We start from the raw sequence: 21,096 nt of genomic DNA on the forward strand, positions 1-21,096 counted from the left end.
CACCGACGGTCTGGGTGAGACTCAGGATGATCGTGCGCTCACCGGTCGGCGGCGGCGTACGGCGTGAAGCCGGCAGGAGGGTCAGCGCGAGGACCGCGACGGTCGCTCAGGACGGCCGGCCAGTGCTCGCTCACCGCGCGGCGCATCGACTGCAGATCTCCGCCGTAGCGCACGGCCGAGGTGCCCCCAGGGTGCCCCCAGGAGACCCGGGGCGCAGCCCGGCCCGCACCGACGGCACCCTCGGGGTCCAGCGCGACCTCGGTCGCGTAGCCGTCGGCCTGGGCGCCCAGCACGAGGTTCTCCAGCGGGTCTCGGCCACCGCAAAGATCCAGGGTTGGGTGTTGTGTGCGCTCGCCGGGACGCCCTGGTCGTAGGCGCGGTGGGCGATCAGACCGTCCCCCACGACCAGCAGGGTCGCCGCACCGAGAGCAGCCGACCGCAGGAGGCTCCGCCGCCCGATCACGACCGGGACGTCGCCGCGGGCATCGAGGAGCCGTCGATCGCGCCCGGTCGCGCCGATCAGCCGATGCCAGCGGCGGCGGGCACGGCGGCGTACTCGAAGACCAGTCGCGCTGCGACCGTCCCTGCCAGGACGTCGGCGATCGCCGCGTTGACGTCGTCGAGGCTCCGGGTCTCGGCAATCACCCGGGTCCGGCCCGCGGCGTGGAGCGCGAAGACCTCGACGAGGTCCTGGCGGGTGCCCACGATGGAGCCGATGATCGAGATGCCCTTGATGACGGTCTCGAAGATGGGGATGTCCATGGCGCCGCCGTCCGCCGGCAGGGCCACGCACACCAGTCGCCCGCCACGGCGCAAGGAGGCGAAGGCCTGCTCGAACACGTGGGGGGAGGTAGCCAGCACGACGGCCACGTCGAGTCCGCCGAGCGCCTCGAGCGCTGCGACTGGGTCAGTGGTCCCGGCGTCGACGACATGGTGGGCGCCGAGCTCCAGGGCCAGGTCGAGCTTGGCCTGGTGGACGTCGATGGCGACGACGGAACCGCCCATGATCTGGGCGTACTGGACCGCGAGGTGGCCCAGCCCGCCGATCCCGAAGACGCCGACCTTCTCCGTCGGTTGGATCTGGGCGACCTTCATGGCCTTGTAGGTCGTGACGCCCGCGCAGCTGAGCGGGGCGGCATCGACGGCGCTGACGCCGTCGGGCACCGGCACGACGTAGGCCGCACTCGCGACGGCGTACTCGGCGAACGCGCCGTCGATCGAGTAGCCGCTGTTCTCCTGGCTCTCGCACAGCGTCTCGCGTCCATCGATGCAATAGCGGCAGGAGCCGCAGGCGGAGCCCAGCCAGGCGATCGCGACCCGGTCCCCGACGGAGCGGTTGGTGACGCCCGAGCCGAGCTGCTCCACGATCCCGATGCCCTCGTGGCCGGGAACGAACGGGAGCGAGGGGCGGACGGGCCAGTCCCCGCCGGCCGCGTGGATGTCGGTGTGGCACAGTCCGCACGTCTCGAGGCGGACGAGGACCTGACCGTCCGCGGGCGTCGGGACGTCACGCTCGACGATCTGGAGTGGTGCGGAGAACGAGACGACGACGGCTGCCTTCATGGCGGTGCCCCTCTGTGTGGAGGGCGTGCGTGACGCCTCGCCTCGGAGGGACGAGATCAGGCATGCGGTGCCTCCACGATCACCGTGGCCCGAAGCCAGGCAGCGGCGACAGGGCCGGTCGTCCGCGCGTGAGGGGACCTTTGGCACGGGGGCCCGGGAGCGAGGGCGAGTCGCTCCTCGTGGGATCGCACCGGCGACGTTCCGGTCAAGGACCGCTGACCACGCCGACGGCAGGAGTGTGGGGCGCGGCAATCCTGGCCCTACGGTGTTGTCCCATGAAGGCACTGTTTCTGGAGAACATCCACCCCACGGCGGTCGAGGTGCTCGAGGGGAGGGGCTACGACGTCGACCTGCGCTCCGGCGCACTGTCGGAGTCGGAGCTCATCGACTCCCTCGACGGCGTGAGCCTGCTGGGGATCCGCTCCAACACGACGGTGACCGCCCGCGTGCTGGAGTCGGCACCGGACCTGCTGGCGATCGGCTGCTTCTGTATCGGCACCAACCAGGTCGACCTCACCGCAGCGTCGGCACGGGGCGTGGGGGTCTTCAACGCGCCCTACTCCAACACGCGCAGCGTCGTGGAGCTGGTCATCGGCGAGATCATCGCGCTCGCGCGTCGGCTGCCCGAGAAGACCTTGCGGATGCACGACGGGGTCTGGGACAAGTCGGCGCGGGGGAGCCACGAGGTGCGGGGCCGGACGCTGGGGATCGTCGGCTACGGCAACATCGGCACCCAGCTCTCGACGCTCGCCGAGGCCATGGGGATGCGCGTGGTCTTCTTCGACACCGCCGACCGTCCGGCGCACGGCAACGCGCGCAGGATGCGGTCGCTCGACGAGCTCCTCGAGATCTCCGACGTCGTCACGCTGCACGTCGACGGCCGGCCGGGCAATGCCGGCTTCTTCGGGGCCCGTGAGTTCGCGCTGATGAAGCCGCGGGCGATGTTCATCAACGCCTCTCGCGGCATGGTGGTCGACAACGAGTCCCTGCGGGACCACCTCGTCTCGGGCCACATCGCCGGCGCGGCACTGGACGTCTTCCCGGTCGAGCCGAAGGTGCAGGGCGACACCTTCGAGTCCGTCCTGCGTGGGCTCGACAACGTCATCCTCACGCCCCACATCGGGGGGTCGACGCAGGAGGCGCAGGCGGAGATCGGGTGGTTCGTGGCGGGCAAGCTGACCGGGTTCGCGCTCGAGGGCAGCACCGCCCTGTCGGTCAACCTGCCGGCCGTGGTGACCCCCGCCCTCAACGAGGGCCACCGGTTGGGCTTCCTGCACCACAACGTCCCCGGGGTCCTCGCCGGGTTCAATGCGCTCTTCGCCGCGGACGGCGACAACGTCGTGGGCCAGCAGCTGTCCACGCGGGACGCCCTCGGCTACGTCGTCACCGACGCCTCGGCCCCGCTGTCCGGGCACGCGATGGAGGAGCTGTTCGCCTCCGAGCACTGCCTCTGGGCGCGCACCTGGTAGTCAGCGGTCGGGGTCGATCTCGATCTCGACCTCGTCACCGGCCGCACGGCCGGTCTGCTTGCGCGTCTCGGCGTTGAAGGACACCAGGTAGCGCCCACCCGACACACCGATCGTGGTGCGGTAGGTAGGTCAGGATCCCGGGGTGTGGGCCGCCTGATCCTCCCGGGCGATGCGGCTGGCGTGCTCGCGGGCGTGGGCGATGGCCTCGGGCGTGGTGCCGAACAGGTGCCGACGGTGGGCCAGCCGGTCATAGACGCCGAGCTCGCGGAGCACCTGCTCGTGCTGGGGCCGGACGCCGGAGAGCAGCACGGTGACGTGGCGGCCTTCGAGGCGGCTGATCGTGTCGGCGAGGACGTGGGCGCCGGTCGCGTCGATGGCGGTGACGCGTGACATCCGCAGCACGACCACGCGCACGCGGGTCACATCGGTGAGCTCGAGCAGGAAGTCGTGGGCGGCGGCGAAGAAGAGCGGTCCGTCGAGCCGGTAGGCCACGATGTGCTCGTCCAGCAGCGCCAGCTCCTCGTCGACGTGGTCGCTGTCCTCGAGCGGCACCTCCTCGAGCCGAGCCGACCTGGCGGTCTCCCGCACGGCGAAGAACCCGGCCAGGACGAGGCCGACCAGGACCGCGGTGACCAGGTCGAAGGTGATGGTCGCGACGGTGGTGATCGCCAGGACCACGGCGTCGCCACGCGTGGAGCGCAGGAGAGCGGCCATGCTCGAGACGCGCACCATCTGGATCGCGGTCGCGATGAGGACACCGGCGAGCGCTGCGCGCGGGATCTCCCCGACCCATCGGGAGGCGACCAGGACGATGACGAGCAGGACCAGCGCATGGATCAGCGCGGCGAGCCGGGTCGTGGCCCCGGAGCGGACGTTGACGGCAGTGCGCGCGATGGCCGCGGTCGCGGGGATGCCGCCGAAGAGCGGGGCGACCAGATTGGCCAGGCCCTGGCCGGCGAGCTCCCGGTCGGAGTCATGGCGCTGTCCGACGCTCATGGCGTCGGCCACCGTGGCGGAGAGGAGGCTCTCCAGGGCCGCGAGCGCGGCGACGGCGATGGCGGCCAGCAGCAGCGTGTCCAGGTCGGCCCAGGGGACCTGGGGGAGCGACGGGCTCGGCAGGCTCGAGGGGATGTGGCCGATGGTGGCTGCATCTGCGCCGAGCACGGAGCACGCGAGGGTCGCTGCGACCACGGCGACGAGGGAGCCGGGGATCAGCGGGAGGGACCGGGACAGGGCGAGGACGAGTCCGGTCACGCCGACGGTGATCGCCAGCGGCACCCACTGGGGGTCGGCCGCGAAGGCGTCGACGGCGCGCCAGGAGAGGAGCAGGACCTTCTCGGCGTGCACGTCGACCCCGAGGGCGCCTGGGAGCTGCTGCAGCGCGATGATCGCGGCGATGCCGAGCGTGAAGCCTTCCACGACGGGCACCGGGACGTAGCGGATGAACCGTCCGGCCCCGGCTGCTCCGAGACCGACCAGCATGAGCCCGGCGAGCAGGCCGACGACGAGCACTCCGTCGGGTCCGTGGCTGGCGACGATCGGCACGAGGACGACGGTCATGGCGCCGGTCGGTCCACTGACCTGGAAGCGGCTGCCGCCGAAGACCGCGGCCACGGCTCCGGCCACGATCGCGGTCACCAGACCGGCGGTCGCGCCCATCCCCGAGCTGACGCCGAAGCCCAGCGCCAGGGGGAGGGCGACCAGCCCGACCATCACGCCGGCCACGAGGTCGCGCAGCGGGCGACCGTGGGTCCAGTCGGACGCGCGGGGAAGCATCCGCGCCGTGCGCGCCGCGAGGACGCGGCCGGTGGACCTCACGAGCGCTGGGCGGAGGTCAGCTGGGAGCTCAGCTCGCCCTGCACCGCGATGATCCCGGACAAGATCCCGCGAGCGGCCAGCAGCAGGTCGCGCACCTCCGGCACGCTGACCGAGTAAACGACCTTGCCACCATCTCGCCGCGACACCACCAGCGACGTGCGGCGCAGCATCGCCAGCTGTTGGGAGAGGTTGCTCGGCGCGATGTCGATCTTCTCCAGGAGCTCGTGGACGGCATGGTCTCGCTCCGAGAGCAGCTCGAGGACGCGGATCCTGGCCGGATGGCCGAGGGTCTTGAAGAGCTCGGCCTTGGCCTGGTTCAGCGGCATCGTCATGACATGAATACTACATGACATGAAGATGTGTTCATGTCGGTGGATGTGTGCGATGCCTCACGGTGGGCACCGGAGGGTCGATCGCGTGGGGAGAATGACGAGGGATGCGCAGTGGTGGAAGGTTCGTGGGCATCGTCATGCCCGACGTGCGGTGAGCGGCTGGTGCCGGTGCTCCTCCCCCACCAGTCCGGGGCGTCGGTCCAGCCGACGGTGCTGTCGGCGGAAGTGCCGATCCGCATGGTGTGCCGGGGCTGCCGGCCGACGGGGGAGGGCGCTCCGGACCTGTCCTGACGGCGGTGAGTGGGCAGCCGTTCGCCAACCTCGGTGGGGCAGGCTGCCTGTGGCAGGTGTCACACCGCCGCCCCAGAGCCCAGGAAGAAGGAGCCGTCGATGAACGACGCAGCAACGAGCCCCGAGAGTCCAGCGACCGACCGGTTCGACGTGATCGTGGTCGGGGGCGGGTCCGCGGGTGCGGTGATCGCCGCGCGACTCACCGAGGATCCATCGGTGCGCGTCGCGCTCGTCGAGGCCGGGGGGACTCCTCCGCCCCACGAAGCCATGCCGGCCGCGGTCGCCTCGCTCCAGCTCGACCCCGAGGTCGACTGGATGTACACCGGCGACCCCGGCGGCGCGGGCAAGGGCCTCACGGATCATCGGATGATGGTCCCGCGCGGCAAGATGCTCGGCGGTTCGTCGGGCCTCAACTACATGGCCTACGTGCGCGGTCACCCCGGTGACTTCGACGGCTGGGCCGCCGACGGCGGCAAGGGCTGGTCCTACGACGACGTGCTGCCCTACTTCGTGAAGAGCGAGGACCTCGCCGCGCCCGAACCGCCTGATGGGGTCGTCATCGACGACGACGCCCACGGCACGGGGGGCCCGCTCGGGGTCTCGGTGCGCTCGCCGCGCACCGTCGCCGCGGAGCAGTTCGTCCAGGCCGCCGAGGCGACCGGCATCCCCATGGGTGACTACAACGGTCGCGACCGTGGCGGCCCGGTCGGGTGCGCGTCGCTCTTCCAGACCACGACCCGCGAGGGCAAACGGTCCTCGACGTACCACGCGTTCCTGGTGCCGGCACTGGACCGCCCCAACCTCACGATCATCACCCACGCCCAGGTCGAGCAGGTGCTGCTCGAGGTCGACGGCGCCGGACTGCGTGCCACCGGTGTGCGCTACCGCGCCGACGGCCGTACGACGACCCTGCACGCCGACCGTGAGGTCGTGGTCAGTGCCGGGGCGATCGGGTCGCCGCAGCTCCTGCTGCTCTCCGGGATCGGTCCCAGCGCGGAGCTGGCCGAGGTCGGCGTGGAGTGCCGCCTCGACAACCCCCACGTCGGCAAGCACCTCAAGGACCACCTGCACGTGCCGCTGGCCTTCCCGGCGCCGGGCGTGGCGCTGACGATGACCGAGATCGCCATCTCGCTCGGTCCCGACGCGCTGCGCGCTCCCGCGGGTCCGTTGCCCGCCGACCCGGCCGACGACGCGGGCCTGCCGCCCGAGCTGGCCGCCCTCAAGGCCGAGGCCGAGCGTCGCGTCACGGAGTGGGCGACGACCGGCAAGGGTCTGGCCTCCTCGTCGTTCTATGACGCGGTCGCCTTCTTCTCCACGGGCCTGGGCGACCTGCACACGCACGACGCCCAGATCGGGCTGCTGGCGTGCGGGTACACGCCCGACATCTGGCGCCACCTCTTCCGGGTCGAGCCGGCCGACTACTTCGCCGACCCCGACACCGCGCTCTCCGCCGATGCCGAGACGATCGTCGTGCTGCCCAACCCGGTGCAGCCCCACTCCGAGGGCGAGGTGCGCCTGGTCAGCTCCGACGTGGCCGACGCGCCGCGGATCGACCTCAACTACCTCGCCGACCCGCACGACGTGACGGTGATGGTGGCGGTGATGCGGAGGGCCCTGGAGATCGTGGACAACTGGCCCGGCGCCGGCATCGGCCCGCTGATGGTGCCGCCGGCGCTCGCCGAGGCCCACGGCCACACGGTGGGCGAGGCGCCCAGCGACGCGCTGCTGGAGGACCTGGCGCGGCACTACGCGCTGACGGTCTACCACGAGGCGTCGACCTGCCGGATGGGCAGCGTGGTCGACGCCGACCTGAGGGTCATGGGTGTCGCCGGGCTCCGGGTCGCGGACGCGAGCGTCATGCCGACGGTCGTCAGCGGCAACACCAACGCCGCGACGATCATGATCGGCGAGCGGGCGGCCGAGATGATCGCCGGCGACCACCAGCTCACCCTGGCCTCGACGGTCGGCTGACCGGACGCACCCGTCGGTCTCAGGCCGGCGGGTGCTCCGCGACGCCAGAAGGGGTTGCCCTCGGGGTCGGCGAGCGTCGTCCACTGTCGATCGACCTCGCCCACCCGGGCGCCTCACTGCACCGTCAGGTCGAGGTGGACTGGGAGTCGGTCGGGCAGGGGCCTCTCCAGAGGTTGGCAGAACATCGCGAAGCCGTCCGGTCCTGCCGGTGGGAGGAAGACCACCTCACCCGCGGTCGCCGGGGTGCCGCCGGTGACACCGGCCCAGAAGGCGGCCATGCGACCGGCCCCAGGCTTCGCCACCGACACCCAGCCCCGCCCCCGATCCCGAGTCGTCCGTCGACGAGCTCGACAGGCCACAGGTGCTCCTGCACGTCGATCGTGGGTCCGGCCATCATCTCCTCCTCCCGGGATCATCCTCGGGGGCCGACAGTAGAGTAACTAGCGTAAGTTACTTGCCGTTAGCTCGGGACGTGCCGCGAGTCGCGCTGAGCCCCCTTGTAGCGTCGGTGACATGCCCGGCCCGCGACGCGACCTCCTCCAGCGCGTGCCCTGGCGACGCTGGGGCCGCTTCCTCGGGCACTACACGGCCTGCTGCCTGGTGGTCGCCATCGGTGCGGCTCCTGTGATCGTCGTCCGGGCCGTCGAGTCGACGCGGTTCGAGGACCGGCTGGGCACGCTGCCGGTCGAGGTGTCGCTCACCCACAACGGGCGGTCGACCCTCGACACCGGGATCTTCGGGAAGGTCTACTGGCGCGAGACCGGCCCCTTCGGCATCGGCGCCCAGGCCCGCGTCACGGGTCCGCCGGAGGCCGGCGGCACCCTCGCGTCCTACGCCGACAGCCGCTTCATCAGCACCAATGTCGCGCTGATCAACGACCCCGACATGGTGGTCGACGCCTACGCCGCCCAGCTCGCCGCGACCCTGCAGGACGAGATCGTCAAGGGCGAGCTCGTGGCGGGGTTGCTCGGCGGTGGGGTGCTGCTCGCGATCGTCCCCTGGCGTCGCTTGCGCCGCACCTCGCACACCGGCACCGTCGTGGTGGTGAGCGTGCTGGCCGTGGCCGCCACCGGGCTGTCGGCCGGTGCCGCCGTCCTGCGTTTCGACGCCTGGTCAGGCAGCGAGCCGGTGACCGGTGACCTCAGGCTCCCGGGCGTGGACCGCCTCAGCTTCGACAGTCCGGAGACCCTCGAGGTGGCCCGGCAGGTCCAGCCCTTCATCGAGAAGAACACCCAGCGCATCGAGCAGCGGGGAGCCGCCTTCGTGGCCGCTGCCCAGGAGACCTTCGCCTCCACCCTCGACATCAGGGGTGAGACGCTGCGACCCCGGGAGGGCGAGACACTGGTGATCGCCGAGGGTGACCCGCAGGGGAGCCTCGTGGGCACGCGGGCGCGGACCGCGATCTACGCCGACCTGCTGGACTTCCTCGGTCCCGAGGCGGTCACCGTGCGCACCATCTCCGGTGACATCACCTCCAACGGCACCGTCGCCGAGGAGGCGTTCGTGGAGGCCGAGGCCCGGGCCGGAGGTGACCTGCCGGTGGTCGCGGTGGCTGGTGACCACGACACCGAGGCAACCTGGCAGCAGATGGAGGACGCGGGGATGGAGACCCCCGACCTCGACACCGTCGACATCGGTGAGCTGCGGCTCGCGGGAGGCCACGACCGCGAGCACAAGGCGCTCTTCGGGGCGCTGGTGGAGAACACCGCCGGCATCAGCGAGGAGGAGCTCGGCGCCCAGCTGCGCGATGCCGTGGGCGACGAGCCGTCCGTGGTGCTGCTGCACCAGCCCGACGCGGCTGCCGGCTTCCTCGGCCTCGACGACCTCGACCCGGTCCGGGAGCTGCCCCCGAGCCTCACGACGCCCGTCGACGACGGCATCCCCGATCAGCTGCCCGGCACGCTGAGCATCGGTCACCTGCACGAGACCGCCGGCCCGTGGGTCATCTGGAACACCGACGGCGACCAGGTCACCTGGACGGTCGTCGACCAGCTCGGCACGTCGGGCGGCGTGGAGAACGCTCCCACCTTCAACCGCTTCAGCACGCCGGTCTCGGTGCCGCTCAAGCCGATCTCCGTGCGCCTGCAGTACGTCGACGTGACCTCCGGCCTCCAGACCGGCTATGCGTCGCTCGTGTGCGACGTGGAGGCCACGTGCAGCCTCTCGGACCGGGTGGACGTGGGGCTGCCCGGCGGTGAGCCGGGGCCGGTTCCGGGGGGCTGAGCGCCGGTCAGCCGGTGGTCAGGCGGCAGGGCGGGCCACGGCGGTCGTGTTCATCAGCAGGTGCCCGCACCGGAGCCCCTGCTCGAACGCCACCGGGTAGAGGTCGGTCGCCCGGGCCTTGTCGAACAGGCCCGTCGGCAGGATGCCGGCGATGCGGGCCATGTCCCGCGACGGACGGATCAGGGTGGTCTCGCTCTCGGGGTGACGCACCCGCCAACGCCGCAGCTCGCGCTCCAGCAGGAAGCCCGTCGTACGTCCTAGCGGGCCGAGGACGACGCCGGACAGGGGCGCCACGACGATGACGTGGGCGGCCCGGGCGGCGGCGTCGACGGAGGTGGCGGACCACATCCCGCCGTCGAGGTAGAGCCGGCCGTCGACGCGGTGCGGTGGCAGCAGTCCCGGCACGGCTGACGAGGCAGCGACCAGGTCGGCCAGGGCGTGCCGGCCCCCGTCGAGGATGTGGCGGCGGGCAGTGCGCAGGCACAGGGCCGAGGCCGACACCAGCGGGTGCCGGGCCTCCCCGAAGGCCTCGCGGGCGATGTCGGCGAGGACGCCCGGGCGCCGCGTCGGCAGGGACGGCACCTCGAGTGCGGCCAGGTCGTCGTAGGTCAGCCCGAGCGCGATCGCCGAGGCCGTCCAGGACCCGGCCGAGGTGCCGAGGGCGGGAGCCGTGGCGACCGGCACACCGGCCGCGGCCAGGCCGGCCGCGACGCCTGCCGTGTAGCTGATGCCGAAGACGCCGCCTCCGCCGTAGACCATGGACAACGGGGTGAGGGGGGCCAGGGGTGCCAGCCCCACTGGTCGCGGGATGCTGTGGTGCCTCATGGGTGCCTCCCCGACGCTGATGGGTCCGTGAGGACTTCATCGGCAGGAACGCCGCCTACCTGAGGGTCAGGGGGTGCCGAGCAGCCCGCCGACGAGACCGTCGACCGTGTCGGTGACGTCGTCGGTCACCCCGCCCACCGGACCGGTGACCGGCTCCGTCGCGCCGCCCGTGAGCTGGTCGAGCGTCCCGGTGACGCCCTCGACCACGGGGTCCACGAGGCCCGACGCGACGCCGGGACGCCCCGGCTCGGGATCCACGGGGTCGGGGTCGACCGGTTCCGGCTCGACGGGGCCGGGATCCACGGGCTCGACCGGGTCGGGGTCGGGGTCGGTGGTGCCCGCGGGCACGGTGCCCGGGGCCTGGGGCGTGACCGCGCTGGCGACGGAGCCTGCGCCGGGGCGACCGGTCTCCCGGCTCGGGGGAGTGCGTGCGGCGACCGGGCTCAGGACGGGGTGCTTGACGACTGTCTGGGTCGGTGCGAGGGCGGCCGGCACGCCGAGGTCGAGGTTGGGCGCCACCTTGATGACCACGAAGGAGGCGACCATCACCATCACGAAGGCGACGGCACTGACGCCCATGGCGCTGTAGCCGATGCGCGCGTCGCGCTCGTAGCGCGAGAGCGGTCGCTTCCGTGGCGGATGGATCATCATCACAGCTCAGCAAGTTACCCGACCCGCAACCCCTCTGTTGGGGAAAGCAGCGAAGCCTGACCGATCGGACGAACGGTCAGGCTTCGCGGTGGTCTAGCGGCGACCCGGGCGCCTCTCGTGTGCCGTCAGCGGCGAAGGACCTGGCCCTTGACGACGAACTTGCGGTTGTCGCCCGTGGGGACGCCCTGGCAGGAGAAGAAGGGCTGCCGCTTGAAGCAGCGGAAGCTGCTGTTGGCGTTGACCAGCGTCACGATCACGCTCTCGACGGCGTTGCGGCTGAAGGTGAAGCTCGCCGAGCCGATGCCCTTGCGGGTCAGCGCGATGGGCTTCTTGGTCCAGGCGCCCTGGCGCTTCTTCACGATGAGGTAGGCGGCGCTGCCGGTGGCGCGGTTGGGGGCGTCGACGACGAGCCGCAGCTTCCACCGCTTGCCCTTGAGGGAGGAGCCAGGACGGAAGACCACGTGGCTGGCGGCCATGTGGTCGATGCGGGTGGAGGTGACGCCGCGCCGCGACGCCCTGCCGAGGACGAAGGCCTTCTTGATCCGGGCCGAGGGCCACGCCTTGCCCTCGGGGTAGGCCTTGGCCGCGATCGCGTTGGCGGCGGCGTAGGAGCGGAACACCCCGGTGAAGCCGCCTCGACGGGCGAGCACCTTCTTCAAGGCCTTCGTGGAGTAGTGGTTGCCGGCGCCCTTGAAGGCACCGGCCTGGATCCACACGCTCTTGACGAGGGCGTTGCCGTAGCGCTGGGTGAGGTACTCCCAGAAGGCCCAGTTGCCGTAGTGAGTCAGACCGTCGGGGTTGAAGACGTCGAGCGGGATGCCGGGGTTGCGGACCTGGCCGGCGCCGAGGTACTGACGGTTGTCGTTGACCGCATCGGCGAAGCGCTCCTCCATCCACGTGGCGGTGGACTCCAGGAGCCACTTGTCCTCGTGGTAGTCGTAGGCGAACTGGATCGCGTGGAAGAACTCGTGGGCTGCGGTGACCTTCAGGCTCTGCGCCGGCGGGGCACCGAACTGGGCCTTGGCGAAGTCGTCGTCGAGCACGCAGAAGCCGGAGGCGACGAACTTGCTGCCCGGTGCGCGGTATTCCGGGGCGCAGTAGCCGTAGACACCGCGGCCGCCGAGCTCCTTGAGGTAGACGTCGAACGTGTTGTTGCCTCCCATCCTGCGGTCGGCGACGGGGCGGCGGTAGCCGAGCCTGCCGACCTCGAACCTCCAGACCTTGTTCATCATCGCGAGGGACCTCTTCGCCCACCGGTCACTGGGCGGGGCGTCTGCCGTGGAGCGCACCCAGTGGAGGCACACGACGGGGGAGCACTTCCGCGTGGAGCGCGCGCTGTAGCCGTCGCCGAAGGGGTCGCCCCCACCGTCGGTGGGTCGGGCGAGCAGCGCGTCGGCGCGGAGCCGGTCGTCGTCGCTGAGCCGCGAGCGGACGGCGTAGAGGTCGGTGAGCGCGAGCGTGGCGTCGGGGCGCGGCGACGCGGCACGCTCCGTGCCGCTGCCACGCAGGGCACGTACGGCGCGGTCGAGCACCGCTCCTGGCGAGTCGTCGACGGCCGCGGGGGCACTCGTCGCGACGGCGCGGATGGCGGTGGTGGTGGCGGCGGCGGTGGTGGTCGTGGCCGCCTGGCTGGACAGCACGGGCAGGACGGTGACCGCCGTGCTCATGGCCACGACGACGGCGGCGATGGTGCGACGCATGGAGGTGGTTCCCCTCGATCTCGAGATGCCCCGACCGCAGGAGCGGCGGACCGGGTTCGTGCGGAGCCTCCCCCTCAGGTGGGGGAACAAACGCCCTCTCAGCTGCCCGCGGAGATCTTCTCGATCAGGGCGGTGGTGGAGATGGCGGGAGTGCGGGTGAGGTAGACGACCTCGCAGATGTCGCCGAACTCGTCGAACTTGCCGGCCCAGTCGTCCCCCATGACGAGGACGTCGGCAGCGTAGTGCTGGATGTAGTGGCGCTTGAGCTCGAGGCTCTCCTCGACGAAGACCTCGCTGACCGGCTTGAGCGCGGCCACGATCTCGAGCCGCTCACGCTGGCTGAAGACGGGCTCGCGGCCCTTCTTGCGCAGGTTGAGCTCGTCGGCCGAGACCCCGACGACGAGGCGGTCACCCAGCGCGGCAGCGCGCTCGATCACGCGTAGGTGTCCGACGTGGAAGACGTCGAAGGTGCCGAAGGTGATGACCGTGCGCGGCCCGTCGGTGGACATGAGGCCAGATTCTCGCACGCCCGTGAGGGGGAGCCGCGCACGTGGTCGGGTAGGCAAGGATGGCCCCGATGTCCACGACCGCGCCGCCCTCGACCCCGCGTCCTACCGCCCTCGCTGCGGGCGACCCCGCCGCTGATGCCCTGCGCCGCAGCGCGCTGCGACGGATGCGGACCGTCGCGGTCTCGCTGTTGCTCTTCGCGGCTGCCGTCTACGTCCTCACGATCGGCGAGGAGGGCTTCTGGGGTTTCGTCAACGCCGGGGCCGAGGCCTCCATGGTCGGCGCGATCGCCGACTGGTTCGCCGTGACCGCGCTCTTCAGGCACCCGCTGGGGCTCCCGATCCCGCACACCGCGCTGATCCCGAGACGCAAGGACGAGCTGGGCAGGGGCCTCGAGGAGTTCGTCGGGGAGAACTTCCTCCAGGAGGACATCATCCGCGAGCGCATCGACTCGGCGCGGGTCGCCGAGCGGGTCGGGGTCTGGCTCTCCGACGCCGACAATGCCCGCCGCGTCGTCGACGAGGTGGCCGAGGTCGCTGCCATCGGTCTCTCGAAGGTGCGCGACGACCACATCGAGAGCCTGGTCCACGACGCGCTCGTGCCGCGGTTCCGTGAGGAGCCGATCTCGCCGCTCCTGGGCGGACTGCTCGCCGAGGCGCTCCACGACGACCTGCACCACGGCCTGGTCGACCTGGCGCTCGCCGAGCTGCACGCCTGGCTCGAGGACAACCCCGACACCGTCCAGGAGGTCCTGGGGGAGCGAGCGCCGTGGTGGGCGCCGCCCGGGCTCAACCTTCGCGTCACCGCCCGCGTCCACCTCGAGATGGTCACGTGGGTGGGCGACATCCGATCCGACCCCCGCCACCACGCGCGCCGGGCGCTCGACTCGATGCTCACCCAGCTGGCCCGCGACCTGCTCGACAACCCCAGCACCCAGGCCCGCACCGAGCGCCTCAAGGACCGCCTCCTGGACCACCCCTCGGTCCTCGCCTCCAGCGTGTCGCTGTGGAACGCCCTGCGGCGCGCCATGACCGCCTCGCTGCAGGACCCCGAGGGCGCCGTACGACGACGCCTGGTGCTGGAGGTCTCCTCGCTCGCCGAGCGGCTCTCCACCGACGCGACCCTGCGTGAGCGCATCGACACCCGGGCCAGCGACATCGCGGTCTTCGCCGTCGAGCGCTACGGCGAGGAGGTCACCGCGGTCATCACGCACACGATCGAGCGCTGGGACGGCAAGGAGGCAGCGGACCGGATCGAGCTGCACGTCGGACGCGACCTGCAGTTCATCCGCATCAACGGGACGATCGTCGGTGGTCTCGTGGGGGTCGTGATCCACGCGATCTCGCTGCTGGTTCACTAAAGGCCATGAGCGAGCCCACGGACGTCCCGATCAGCGACGAGTCGATCCGCCTCGGTCAGTTCCTCAAGCTCGCCAACCTCGTGGAGAGCGGGGCCGAGGCCAAGCCGCTGATCGTGTCGGGCATGGTGCAGGTCAACGGCGACGTCGAGACACGCCGTGGCCGCCAGCTCGCGCAGGGTGACGTGGTCACCCTCGGCGGCCAGGCCGCCCGCGTCTCCAGCGGCGACGTGCCGGACAACCTGCCCTGGTAACACGGCGAGGCCGGCCCCAGCGGGGACCGGCCTCAGCGGTGTCGTGCCCAGCGGTGTCGTGCCCAGGGGTGTCGTGCCCAGGGGTCAGCGGACCTCGAGCAGGTCCACGACGAAGATCAGCGTCTCGCCCGGCTTGATGGCGCCACCGGCCCCACGGTCGCCATAACCCAGCTGGGGCGGGATGACGAGCTGGCGGCGGCCGCCGACCTTCATGCCCTGCACGCCGGTGTCCCAGCCAGAGATGACCTGGCCGATGCCGAGGCGGAACTGCAGCGGCTCCCCGCGGTTGTAGGAGGCGTCGAACTCCTCACCCGTCGAGTGCGCCACGCCGACGTAGTGCACGGACACGGTGTTGCCCGCGGTGGCCTCGGCGCCCTCACCCTCGGTGACGTCGGTGATGACCAGGTCGGTCGGCGGCTCCGGGTCGAAGAAGTCGATCTCAGGCTTGTCCATGGGGGTCCTCTCGGTAGCTGTAGCTGGGGCGGTGCGTTCGGTGGAGCCTAACGAAGGCTCAGTCGGCGCTGACCTGGTGGCGGAAGCGGTCGCGCTTGGTGTGCAGGTCCCAGAGGTGTCCGGCAAGCACGGCTGGGTCCTTCTCCGGGTCGCCCTCGATGATCCGGCCGCCGATGATCAGCTGCGAGACCTGGATCCCCTCCTCGCCGAGCACCTCGTGCAGCAGCTCGGCGTAGGCCGCCTGGCCGGCGAAGGCGACCGACGTGCCGGTGACGTCGCGGCCGGGCTTGACCGCGGAGCCGCCGTTGACGAAGAGGATCGTGCCCTTGTCCTCGCCGAGGAAGCGCATGCCCGGCACGACCGCGTGCACGGCCGCGACAGGACCGTAGATGGAGAACTCGACGGGTCCGACGAGGTCGGCGGGCGTGGTCTCGAGCACGGGCCGCATGAAGTCCTTCTGCGGCAGCGGGCTGTACTGAAGGACCTCGATGGGCCCGAGGGTCTCGGTGACCTGCTCCAGCGCCGCGGCGATGGACTCAGGGTCTCGCACGTCGGCGGCGAAGCCACGTGCGGTGAACCCCTCCCTGCCGAGTTCGTCGGCGAGCGCGTCGACGCGCGCCTGGTTGCGTGAGAGGAGGCCGACGGCATAGCCCTCCGCGCCGAACTTTCGGGCGACTGCTGCGCCGAGACCTGCTCCTGCTCCGATGATCGCGATGGTATTCATGCAGTGTCCAAGTGCTCTGGCGGACCAGATGTTCCAGGGGAGAGCCTTGTCACGTCAGCGGACGATGCCGTTGACCAGCACGACGCGGCCATCGAGGGAGCGGCCGGTCATGGTGAGCGTCAGGTCTGGTGGACGTACTGGTCGAGCTGGTCGCGCTCGAAGGTGAGCTGACCGATCTTGTGCTTGACGACGTCGCCGATGCTGATGATGCCGACCAGGGCGCCGTCGTCGACGACCGGGATGTGGCGGAAACGACGCTCGGTCATGGTCTGCATCACCTGGTCGAGGTCGTCGCCCGAGGAGCACGTCTCCACGACCGAGGTCATGATCGCGGCGACGGTGTTGTTGATGACCGTGCCGTCGCTGTGCAGGTGGCGTACGACGTCGCGCTCGCTGACGATGCCGTCGAGGCTGGCGCCGTCGGCGCTCACGATGAGGGCACCGATGTTGTGCTCCGCGAGCGCGGCGAGCAGCTCTCGCACCCCTGCCCCGGGCTCGATCGTCACGACGTCCTGGGAGGACTTGGCCTGGAGGATGTCGCCGATGTGCATGTGAGTCACGCTACTCGCGGTGCGACACCCTGGCCAGGGGTCGTGTCTGAGGCGTGGTTCCCCGTCCCACCTGGTCAGTCGGAGCCGGGGGAGTCCGGCCGGGGCCGGCGGTGGGCGCTGAGGTCGGAGACCGACGCCGACCCGGCCTGGCGCCAGTCGGGGTCGTCGTCGCCGCCGCCGGCGGAGGCACCGAGGAACGACAGGGCTGCGTCGTGCAGGTGGCCGTTGGAGGCGACGACGTTGCCGCCCCACGGGCCGTCCGAGCCGTCGAGCGAGGTGAAGCGACCGCCCGCCTCGCGCACGATGATGTCGAGCGCGGCCATGTCGTAGACCTCCAGCTCTGGCTCGGCGGCCAGGTCGACGGCACCCTCGGCGAGGAGCATGTAGGACCAGAAGTCGCCATAGGCCCGCGTGCGCCAGCAGCGCCGCATCAGCGAGACGAAGTCGTCGAGCCGTCCGCGCTCGTCCCAGCCGTGGAGCGAGGCATAGGACAGCGAGGCGTCCTCGAGGCGTCGTACGTCGGAGACCTGGCACCTTGTCGCCTTGAGCAGCGACCTGCCGGTCCAGGCGCCGTTGCCGACCGAGGCCCACCACCGCCGCTGCAGCATCGGCGCCGACACGACCCCGAGCACGACCTCCTCGTCGACGACGAGTGAGATGAGCGTGGCCCACACGGGCACGCCGCGCACGAAGTTCTTGGTGCCGTCGATGGGGTCGACGATCCAGCGACGCTGGCTGTGCCCGGTCGAGCCGGTCTCCTCACCGGTCACCGCGTCGCGCGAGCGGACCCGCGAGAGGGTGCGCCGGATGCCCTCCTCGACGGCCTGGTCGGCATCGGTCACCGGGGACAGGTCGGGCTTGCTCATCACGTGCAGGTCGAGTGCCTTGAACCGAGCGGTGGTCAGGGAGTCGGCATCGTCAGCGAGCACGTGCGCGAGCCTGAGGTCGTCGGTGTAATCGGTCGCCACGGGCACAGGCTACGTTCCTGCGCGTCTCCTAGGTGTCTCGCCATGGAGATCAACGGTCTGCCCCTGCATGCCTTGGTGGTCCACGCGGCCGTCGTGCTCGGGCCGCCCGCCGCCCCCACCGGGCTCCTCTACGCCACTGTGCCGCGCTGGCGCGACTGGCTGCGCTGGCCGCTCGCGGTCCTCGAGGCCGTCGCCCTGGCGTCCATCTGGGTCGCCTACCTCTCGGGGGAGCAGGTCGCGGAGGCCAACACGTACGGCGGTCCGCTGGAGCCGCTGCTCGAGGAGCACGAGGAGCGCGCCGAGGTCCTGCGCCTGTCGATGACCGCCTTCGCGATCGCCTCGTTCGCCGCGGCGTGGTGGCACGCCCGCACCGGCGTGCTGCGCACCGTCCTGAGCCTGCTGGTCGGTGCGACCGCGATCCTCACGCTCGCCTACGTCGTGCTCACGGGTGACGCGGGCGCGCAGATCGCGTGGTTCGGCACCCACGGCTGAGAGCCTCAGTAGTCCGAGACGCTCCGCGCAGTCAGCAGTCGTCGGAACGACTCCACGCGCTCGGGGTCGGTGCTACCCGCCGCGACCGCCACATCGAGACCACACTCCGGCTCGTCGGTGCCGTGCGTGCAGCCGCGCGGGCACTCCTCGGTCATCTCGTCGAGGTCGGGGAAGGCCTCGATGAGGTCCTCGGGCCGCACGTGGGCGAGGCCGAAGGAGCGGATGCCGGGGGTGTCGATGATCCAGCCGTCGGCTCCGGGGAGCTCGAGCATGTAGGCCGACGTCGAGGTGTGCCGACCGCGCCCGGTGACCGCGTTGACGACGCCGACGTCGCGGTGGGCGTCGGGCACCAGGGCGTTGACCAGGGTGGACTTGCCGACACCGCTGGAGCCGATCATCACGCTGGTCTTGCCGCTGAGCCGCTCCCGCACCGCATCGAGCTCGCCACCGCGTTGGGTGACGACCCAGTGCACGCCCAGGGAGCGGTAGGTCGAGAGCAGCGTCTCGGGATCGGCGAGGTCCGACTTGGTCAGGCAGAGCAACGGCTGCATGCCGGACACGAAGGCGGCCACGAGCGCCCGGTCGATCAGGCGCGGCTGGGGCTCCGGGTCGGCGAGCGCCGTGACGATCACCAGCTGCTCGGCGTTGGCCACGATGATGCGCTCGACCGGGTCGTCGTCGTCGGCCGTGCGGCGCAGCGTGGTGATGCGCTCGGTCACCTCGACGATGCGGCTCAGCGAGCCGTCGTCGCCGGAGACGTCGCCGACCACCCGCACCCGGTCGCCCACCACGACGCCCTTGCGGCCCAGGGGGCGGGCCTTCATCGCCATGACGGTGCGCCCGTCGACCAGCAGCGTGTAGCGACCTCGGTCGACGGTGACCACGACCCCCTCGACGGCGTCGTCGTAGGTCGGGCGCTCCTTGGTGCGGGGGCGGGTGCGGCGGCGGGGTCGTTCGTAGTGCTCCTGGTCGTTCTCGTCGTAGCGGCCCCGGACGCTCACGGCTGGCCCCTCATCGCTGGCCTCTCATCGCTGGCCCATCACGGTCCGGTGCTCACAGCAGCCCGGCCCAGAAGTCGGCGAAGCCGGGAAAGGTCTTGCTCGTCGTCGCGACGTCCTCGACCAGGACCCCGTCGACGGCTGCGGCGACCAGCACCCCGGCATGGGCCATCCGGTGGTCGGCGTAGGTGTGGAACACCCCGCCGTGGAGCGGTGCCGGCGTGATCGACAAGCCGTCGGGGTGCTCGGTGACGTCGGCGCCGAGGGCGTTGAGCTCGGTGGCGAGCGCGGCGAGGCGGTCGGTCTCGTGGCCGCGGATGTGCGCGATGCCGCGCAGGTGCGACGGCGTGGTGGCCAGGGCGCACAGGGCGGCGACCGCGGGCGCGAGCTCGCCGACGTCGTGGAGGTCGTGGTCGATGCCCTGGAGCTCGTCGGGACCAGTGACCCGGACCCCGTCGGCGACGAACGTCACCGTGCAGCCCATCAGCGTGAGGATCTCGCGCAGTGCGTCCCCGGCCTGGGTGGTCTCGTGGGGCCAGTCGCGGACCGTCACCGAGCCGCCCGAGAGCGCGGCCAGCCCGAGGAACGGCGCCGCGTTGGAGAGGTCGGGCTCGATCAGGTGGTCGACGCCGCGCACCGGGCCCGGGGCGACCGTCCAGCGGTCGGCGTCGCTGTCGTCGACGTCCACACCGTGCTGGCGCAGCATCGCGACCGTCATGTCGATGTGGGGGAGGGACGGCACGGGCTTGCCGTCGTGGCGCACGTCGACGCCGTGCTCGTAGCGGGCGCCGGCCAGCAGCAGCGCCGAGATGAACTGCGAGGACGCGGAGGCATCCACCACCACGGTCCCGCCCTTGACGTGACCGTCGCCGTGGAGGGTGAAGGGGAGGGAGCCGCGCCCCTCATCCTCGACGCGGATCCCCAGCGTGGACAGGGCGCCCAGGACCTCACCGACCGGTCGCCTGCGCATGTGGGGGTCGCCGTCGAACGAGACGCGCCCCCTCGCCAGCCCCGCCACGGGCGGCACGAAGCGCATCACGGTCCCTGCGAGCCCGCAGTCGATGGTCGCGTCACGGGTGAAGGGCCCGGGGGTGACCACCCAGTCCTCGCCCGAGGTGTCGACGCTCGAGCCGAGGGCGGTCAGGGCCGAGGCCATCAGTGAGGTGTCCCGCGACCGCAGGGCCCGTCGTACGACGGAGGGCTGGTCGGCGATCGCAGCGAGGACGAGCGCGCGATTGGTCAGCGACTTGCTGCCGGGCAGGGAGACGACGGCCTCCACGGGCTCGGTGCAGCGCGGGGCAGGCCACAGGTCGGCGACGGTCACACCCGAACTCTAGGGCGTCGTCAGGTGAGCTGTGCCTTGGCCAGCTTGGCCTCGCGGCGCGCAGAGCCCGCGAGGTGTTTGGCCTCGCGGCGGGCGTCCTTGGCGACGCGACGTGCTCGCCAGGCCACGCCCGGCTTGCCGTCGGTGTCACCGGCGGCGATCACGAGGCCACCGACGAGGGAGACGTTCTTGAAGAAGTGCAGCTGCTGCTGGGTGCGGGCCTGCGCGTCGTCGACCTCCCAGAAGCGATGGCCGGCCAGGGTCGTGGGGACCAGCGAGGCGGCGAGCACCGCGGCGGAGAGCCGGGGCGCCCTGCCGGTGGCGAGGGCCCCGGCGGCAACCAGCTGGGCGACCGCGTTGATGCGCACCAGGGTGGCGGGGTCCTCGGTCAGGGGCAGGGAGGGCACCGCCTTCTTGGCCGCGGGCACGATCTTGTCGGTGACTGGTGCGGCCTTCGGGGCCAGGGCCGAGGCGTTGCGGAGGGCGGTGATGCCCCCGACGACGAAGATCGAGGCGAGCATGGGGCGGGCGATGAGTCTGCTGACGGTCATGCCTCATTCCTACCCGACGCACTGACGCCCACACCCACCTGAGGGGGTGAGACGTCGAGGCTCTGCCGGGCGGG

Annotated in this window: 22 protein-coding genes and 1 pseudogene; 6 read left to right on the forward strand and 17 right to left on the reverse strand. The window is 71.5% G+C overall.

What is annotated here, in order from left to right:
• Positions 1 to 38: 38 nt before the first annotated feature.
• Positions 39 to 293, reverse strand: coding sequence for a hypothetical protein (locus tag BM204_RS06335; RefSeq protein ID WP_091111361.1), 255 nt, complete (start codon positions 291 to 293; stop codon positions 39 to 41).
• Between the two features lie 226 nt (positions 294 to 519).
• Entirely contained in the window at positions 520 to 1,563 is a 1,044-nt protein-coding gene (locus tag BM204_RS06340) for a zinc-dependent alcohol dehydrogenase (protein ID WP_091111362.1), read from the reverse strand.
• 275 nt (positions 1,564 to 1,838) lie between these two features.
• Between BM204_RS06340 and serA the strand changes: the two genes are divergently transcribed.
• The gene (gene serA / locus BM204_RS06345) at positions 1,839 to 3,032 is read left to right on the forward strand and encodes a phosphoglycerate dehydrogenase (RefSeq protein WP_091111364.1); all 1,194 of its coding nucleotides are present in this window, start codon (positions 1,839 to 1,841) and stop codon (positions 3,030 to 3,032) included.
• Here the strand turns inward: serA and BM204_RS06350 are convergent.
• From BM204_RS06350 to BM204_RS06360, 3 genes and pseudogenes are all read right to left on the reverse strand, one after another.
• Positions 3,033 to 3,146, reverse strand: a pseudogene (locus tag BM204_RS06350) (DUF1905 domain-containing protein); the annotation flags it as partial.
• Between the two features lie 15 nt (positions 3,147 to 3,161).
• A complete protein-coding gene (locus tag BM204_RS06355; RefSeq protein WP_218031274.1) occupies positions 3,162 to 4,850 on the reverse strand; it encodes a SulP family inorganic anion transporter in 1,689 nt (562 codons plus the stop codon).
• Positions 4,847 to 5,182, reverse strand: coding sequence for an ArsR/SmtB family transcription factor (locus tag BM204_RS06360; RefSeq protein WP_091111368.1), 336 nt, complete (start codon positions 5,180 to 5,182; stop codon positions 4,847 to 4,849). Before BM204_RS06360 ends, BM204_RS06355 begins: the two co-directional genes overlap by 4 nt.
• 390 nt (positions 5,183 to 5,572) lie before the next feature.
• On the opposite strand from BM204_RS06360, the gene BM204_RS06365 reads away from it, so the two are divergent.
• Positions 5,573 to 7,444, forward strand: a complete 1,872-nt coding sequence (locus tag BM204_RS06365) for a GMC family oxidoreductase (protein WP_091111369.1) — start codon at positions 5,573 to 5,575, stop codon at positions 7,442 to 7,444.
• Positions 7,445 to 7,557: 113 nt separating this feature from the next.
• Here the strand turns inward: BM204_RS06365 and BM204_RS23695 are convergent, their stop codons facing one another.
• The gene (locus BM204_RS23695) at positions 7,558 to 7,860 is read right to left on the reverse strand and encodes a VOC family protein (RefSeq protein ID WP_501037382.1); all 303 of its coding nucleotides are present in this window, start codon (positions 7,858 to 7,860) and stop codon (positions 7,558 to 7,560) included.
• A 97-nt stretch (positions 7,861 to 7,957) separates the two neighbouring features.
• Between BM204_RS23695 and BM204_RS06375 the strand changes: the two genes are divergently transcribed.
• Positions 7,958 to 9,667 (forward strand): hypothetical protein, encoded by a 1,710-nt coding sequence (locus BM204_RS06375; protein WP_091111372.1) that lies wholly within the window; start codon positions 7,958 to 7,960, stop codon positions 9,665 to 9,667.
• Between the two features lie 18 nt (positions 9,668 to 9,685).
• Here BM204_RS06375 and BM204_RS06380 read toward each other — a convergent pair whose 3' ends face one another.
• From BM204_RS06380 to BM204_RS06395, 4 genes are all read right to left on the reverse strand, one after another.
• On the reverse strand, positions 9,686 to 10,492 hold the full coding sequence (locus BM204_RS06380; protein WP_091111374.1) for a patatin-like phospholipase family protein: 807 nt from the start codon (positions 10,490 to 10,492) through the stop codon (positions 9,686 to 9,688).
• A gap of 66 nt (positions 10,493 to 10,558) precedes the next feature.
• On the reverse strand, positions 10,559 to 11,140 hold the full coding sequence (locus tag BM204_RS06385) for a hypothetical protein (RefSeq protein WP_143099670.1): 582 nt from the start codon (positions 11,138 to 11,140) through the stop codon (positions 10,559 to 10,561).
• Between the two features lie 128 nt (positions 11,141 to 11,268).
• Positions 11,269 to 12,843, reverse strand: a complete 1,575-nt coding sequence (locus tag BM204_RS06390) for an MXAN_6640 family putative metalloprotease (RefSeq protein WP_091111377.1) — start codon at positions 12,841 to 12,843, stop codon at positions 11,269 to 11,271.
• A 98-nt stretch (positions 12,844 to 12,941) separates the two neighbouring features.
• Complete coding sequence (locus BM204_RS06395; RefSeq protein WP_091111378.1) at positions 12,942 to 13,352, reverse strand: FAD synthase family protein; 411 nt, start codon at positions 13,350 to 13,352, stop codon at positions 12,942 to 12,944.
• A 68-nt stretch (positions 13,353 to 13,420) separates the two neighbouring features.
• Here BM204_RS06395 and BM204_RS06400 point away from each other — a divergent pair, with 68 nt between their 5' ends.
• Together BM204_RS06400 and BM204_RS06405 are read left to right on the forward strand one after the other, a co-directional pair.
• Positions 13,421 to 14,710, forward strand: coding sequence for a DUF445 domain-containing protein (locus BM204_RS06400; protein ID WP_091111380.1), 1,290 nt, complete (start codon positions 13,421 to 13,423; stop codon positions 14,708 to 14,710).
• Positions 14,711 to 14,715: 5 nt separating this feature from the next.
• On the forward strand, positions 14,716 to 14,961 hold the full coding sequence (locus BM204_RS06405; protein WP_091111381.1) for an RNA-binding S4 domain-containing protein: 246 nt from the start codon (positions 14,716 to 14,718) through the stop codon (positions 14,959 to 14,961).
• Between the two features lie 84 nt (positions 14,962 to 15,045).
• Here the strand turns inward: BM204_RS06405 and BM204_RS06410 are convergent, their stop codons facing one another.
• The 4 genes from BM204_RS06410 to BM204_RS06425 all read right to left on the reverse strand — a co-directional run bounded on the left by BM204_RS06410 (position 15,046) and on the right by BM204_RS06425 (position 17,663).
• Positions 15,046 to 15,414: an FKBP-type peptidyl-prolyl cis-trans isomerase gene (locus tag BM204_RS06410; RefSeq protein WP_091111383.1), complete on the reverse strand. Its 369-nt coding sequence runs from the start codon at positions 15,412 to 15,414 to the stop codon at positions 15,046 to 15,048.
• Positions 15,415 to 15,472: 58 nt separating this feature from the next.
• Positions 15,473 to 16,138, reverse strand: coding sequence for an SDR family NAD(P)-dependent oxidoreductase (locus BM204_RS06415; protein ID WP_091111384.1), 666 nt, complete (start codon positions 16,136 to 16,138; stop codon positions 15,473 to 15,475).
• A gap of 119 nt (positions 16,139 to 16,257) precedes the next feature.
• Entirely contained in the window at positions 16,258 to 16,689 is a 432-nt protein-coding gene (locus tag BM204_RS06420) for a CBS domain-containing protein (protein ID WP_091111386.1), read from the reverse strand.
• A gap of 74 nt (positions 16,690 to 16,763) precedes the next feature.
• Entirely contained in the window at positions 16,764 to 17,663 is a 900-nt protein-coding gene (locus tag BM204_RS06425; RefSeq protein WP_307725914.1) for an inositol monophosphatase family protein, read from the reverse strand.
• A gap of 36 nt (positions 17,664 to 17,699) precedes the next feature.
• On the opposite strand from BM204_RS06425, the gene BM204_RS06430 reads away from it, so the two are divergent.
• Positions 17,700 to 18,149 carry a DUF2231 domain-containing protein gene (locus BM204_RS06430; protein ID WP_091111389.1) on the forward strand — a complete coding sequence of 150 codons (450 nt, stop codon included), beginning with the start codon at positions 17,700 to 17,702 and terminating at the stop codon, positions 18,147 to 18,149.
• 5 nt (positions 18,150 to 18,154) lie between these two features.
• Here BM204_RS06430 and rsgA read toward each other — a convergent pair whose 3' ends face one another.
• The 3 genes from rsgA to BM204_RS06445 are packed head-to-tail and all read right to left on the reverse strand — an operon-like array spanning position 18,155 to position 21,022.
• On the reverse strand, positions 18,155 to 19,150 hold the full coding sequence (gene rsgA / locus BM204_RS06435) for a ribosome small subunit-dependent GTPase A (protein ID WP_091111390.1): 996 nt from the start codon (positions 19,148 to 19,150) through the stop codon (positions 18,155 to 18,157).
• 52 nt (positions 19,151 to 19,202) lie between these two features.
• Positions 19,203 to 20,471, reverse strand: coding sequence for a 3-phosphoshikimate 1-carboxyvinyltransferase (gene aroA, locus BM204_RS06440; protein ID WP_091111392.1), 1,269 nt, complete (start codon positions 20,469 to 20,471; stop codon positions 19,203 to 19,205).
• A gap of 20 nt (positions 20,472 to 20,491) precedes the next feature.
• Complete coding sequence (locus BM204_RS06445; RefSeq protein ID WP_091111394.1) at positions 20,492 to 21,022, reverse strand: DoxX family protein; 531 nt, start codon at positions 21,020 to 21,022, stop codon at positions 20,492 to 20,494.
• Between the last annotated feature and the right edge of the window lie 74 nt (positions 21,023 to 21,096).

The organism is Nocardioides psychrotolerans (genome assembly GCF_900113685.1).
GTDB lineage: Bacteria > Actinomycetota > Actinomycetes > Propionibacteriales > Nocardioidaceae > Nocardioides > Nocardioides psychrotolerans.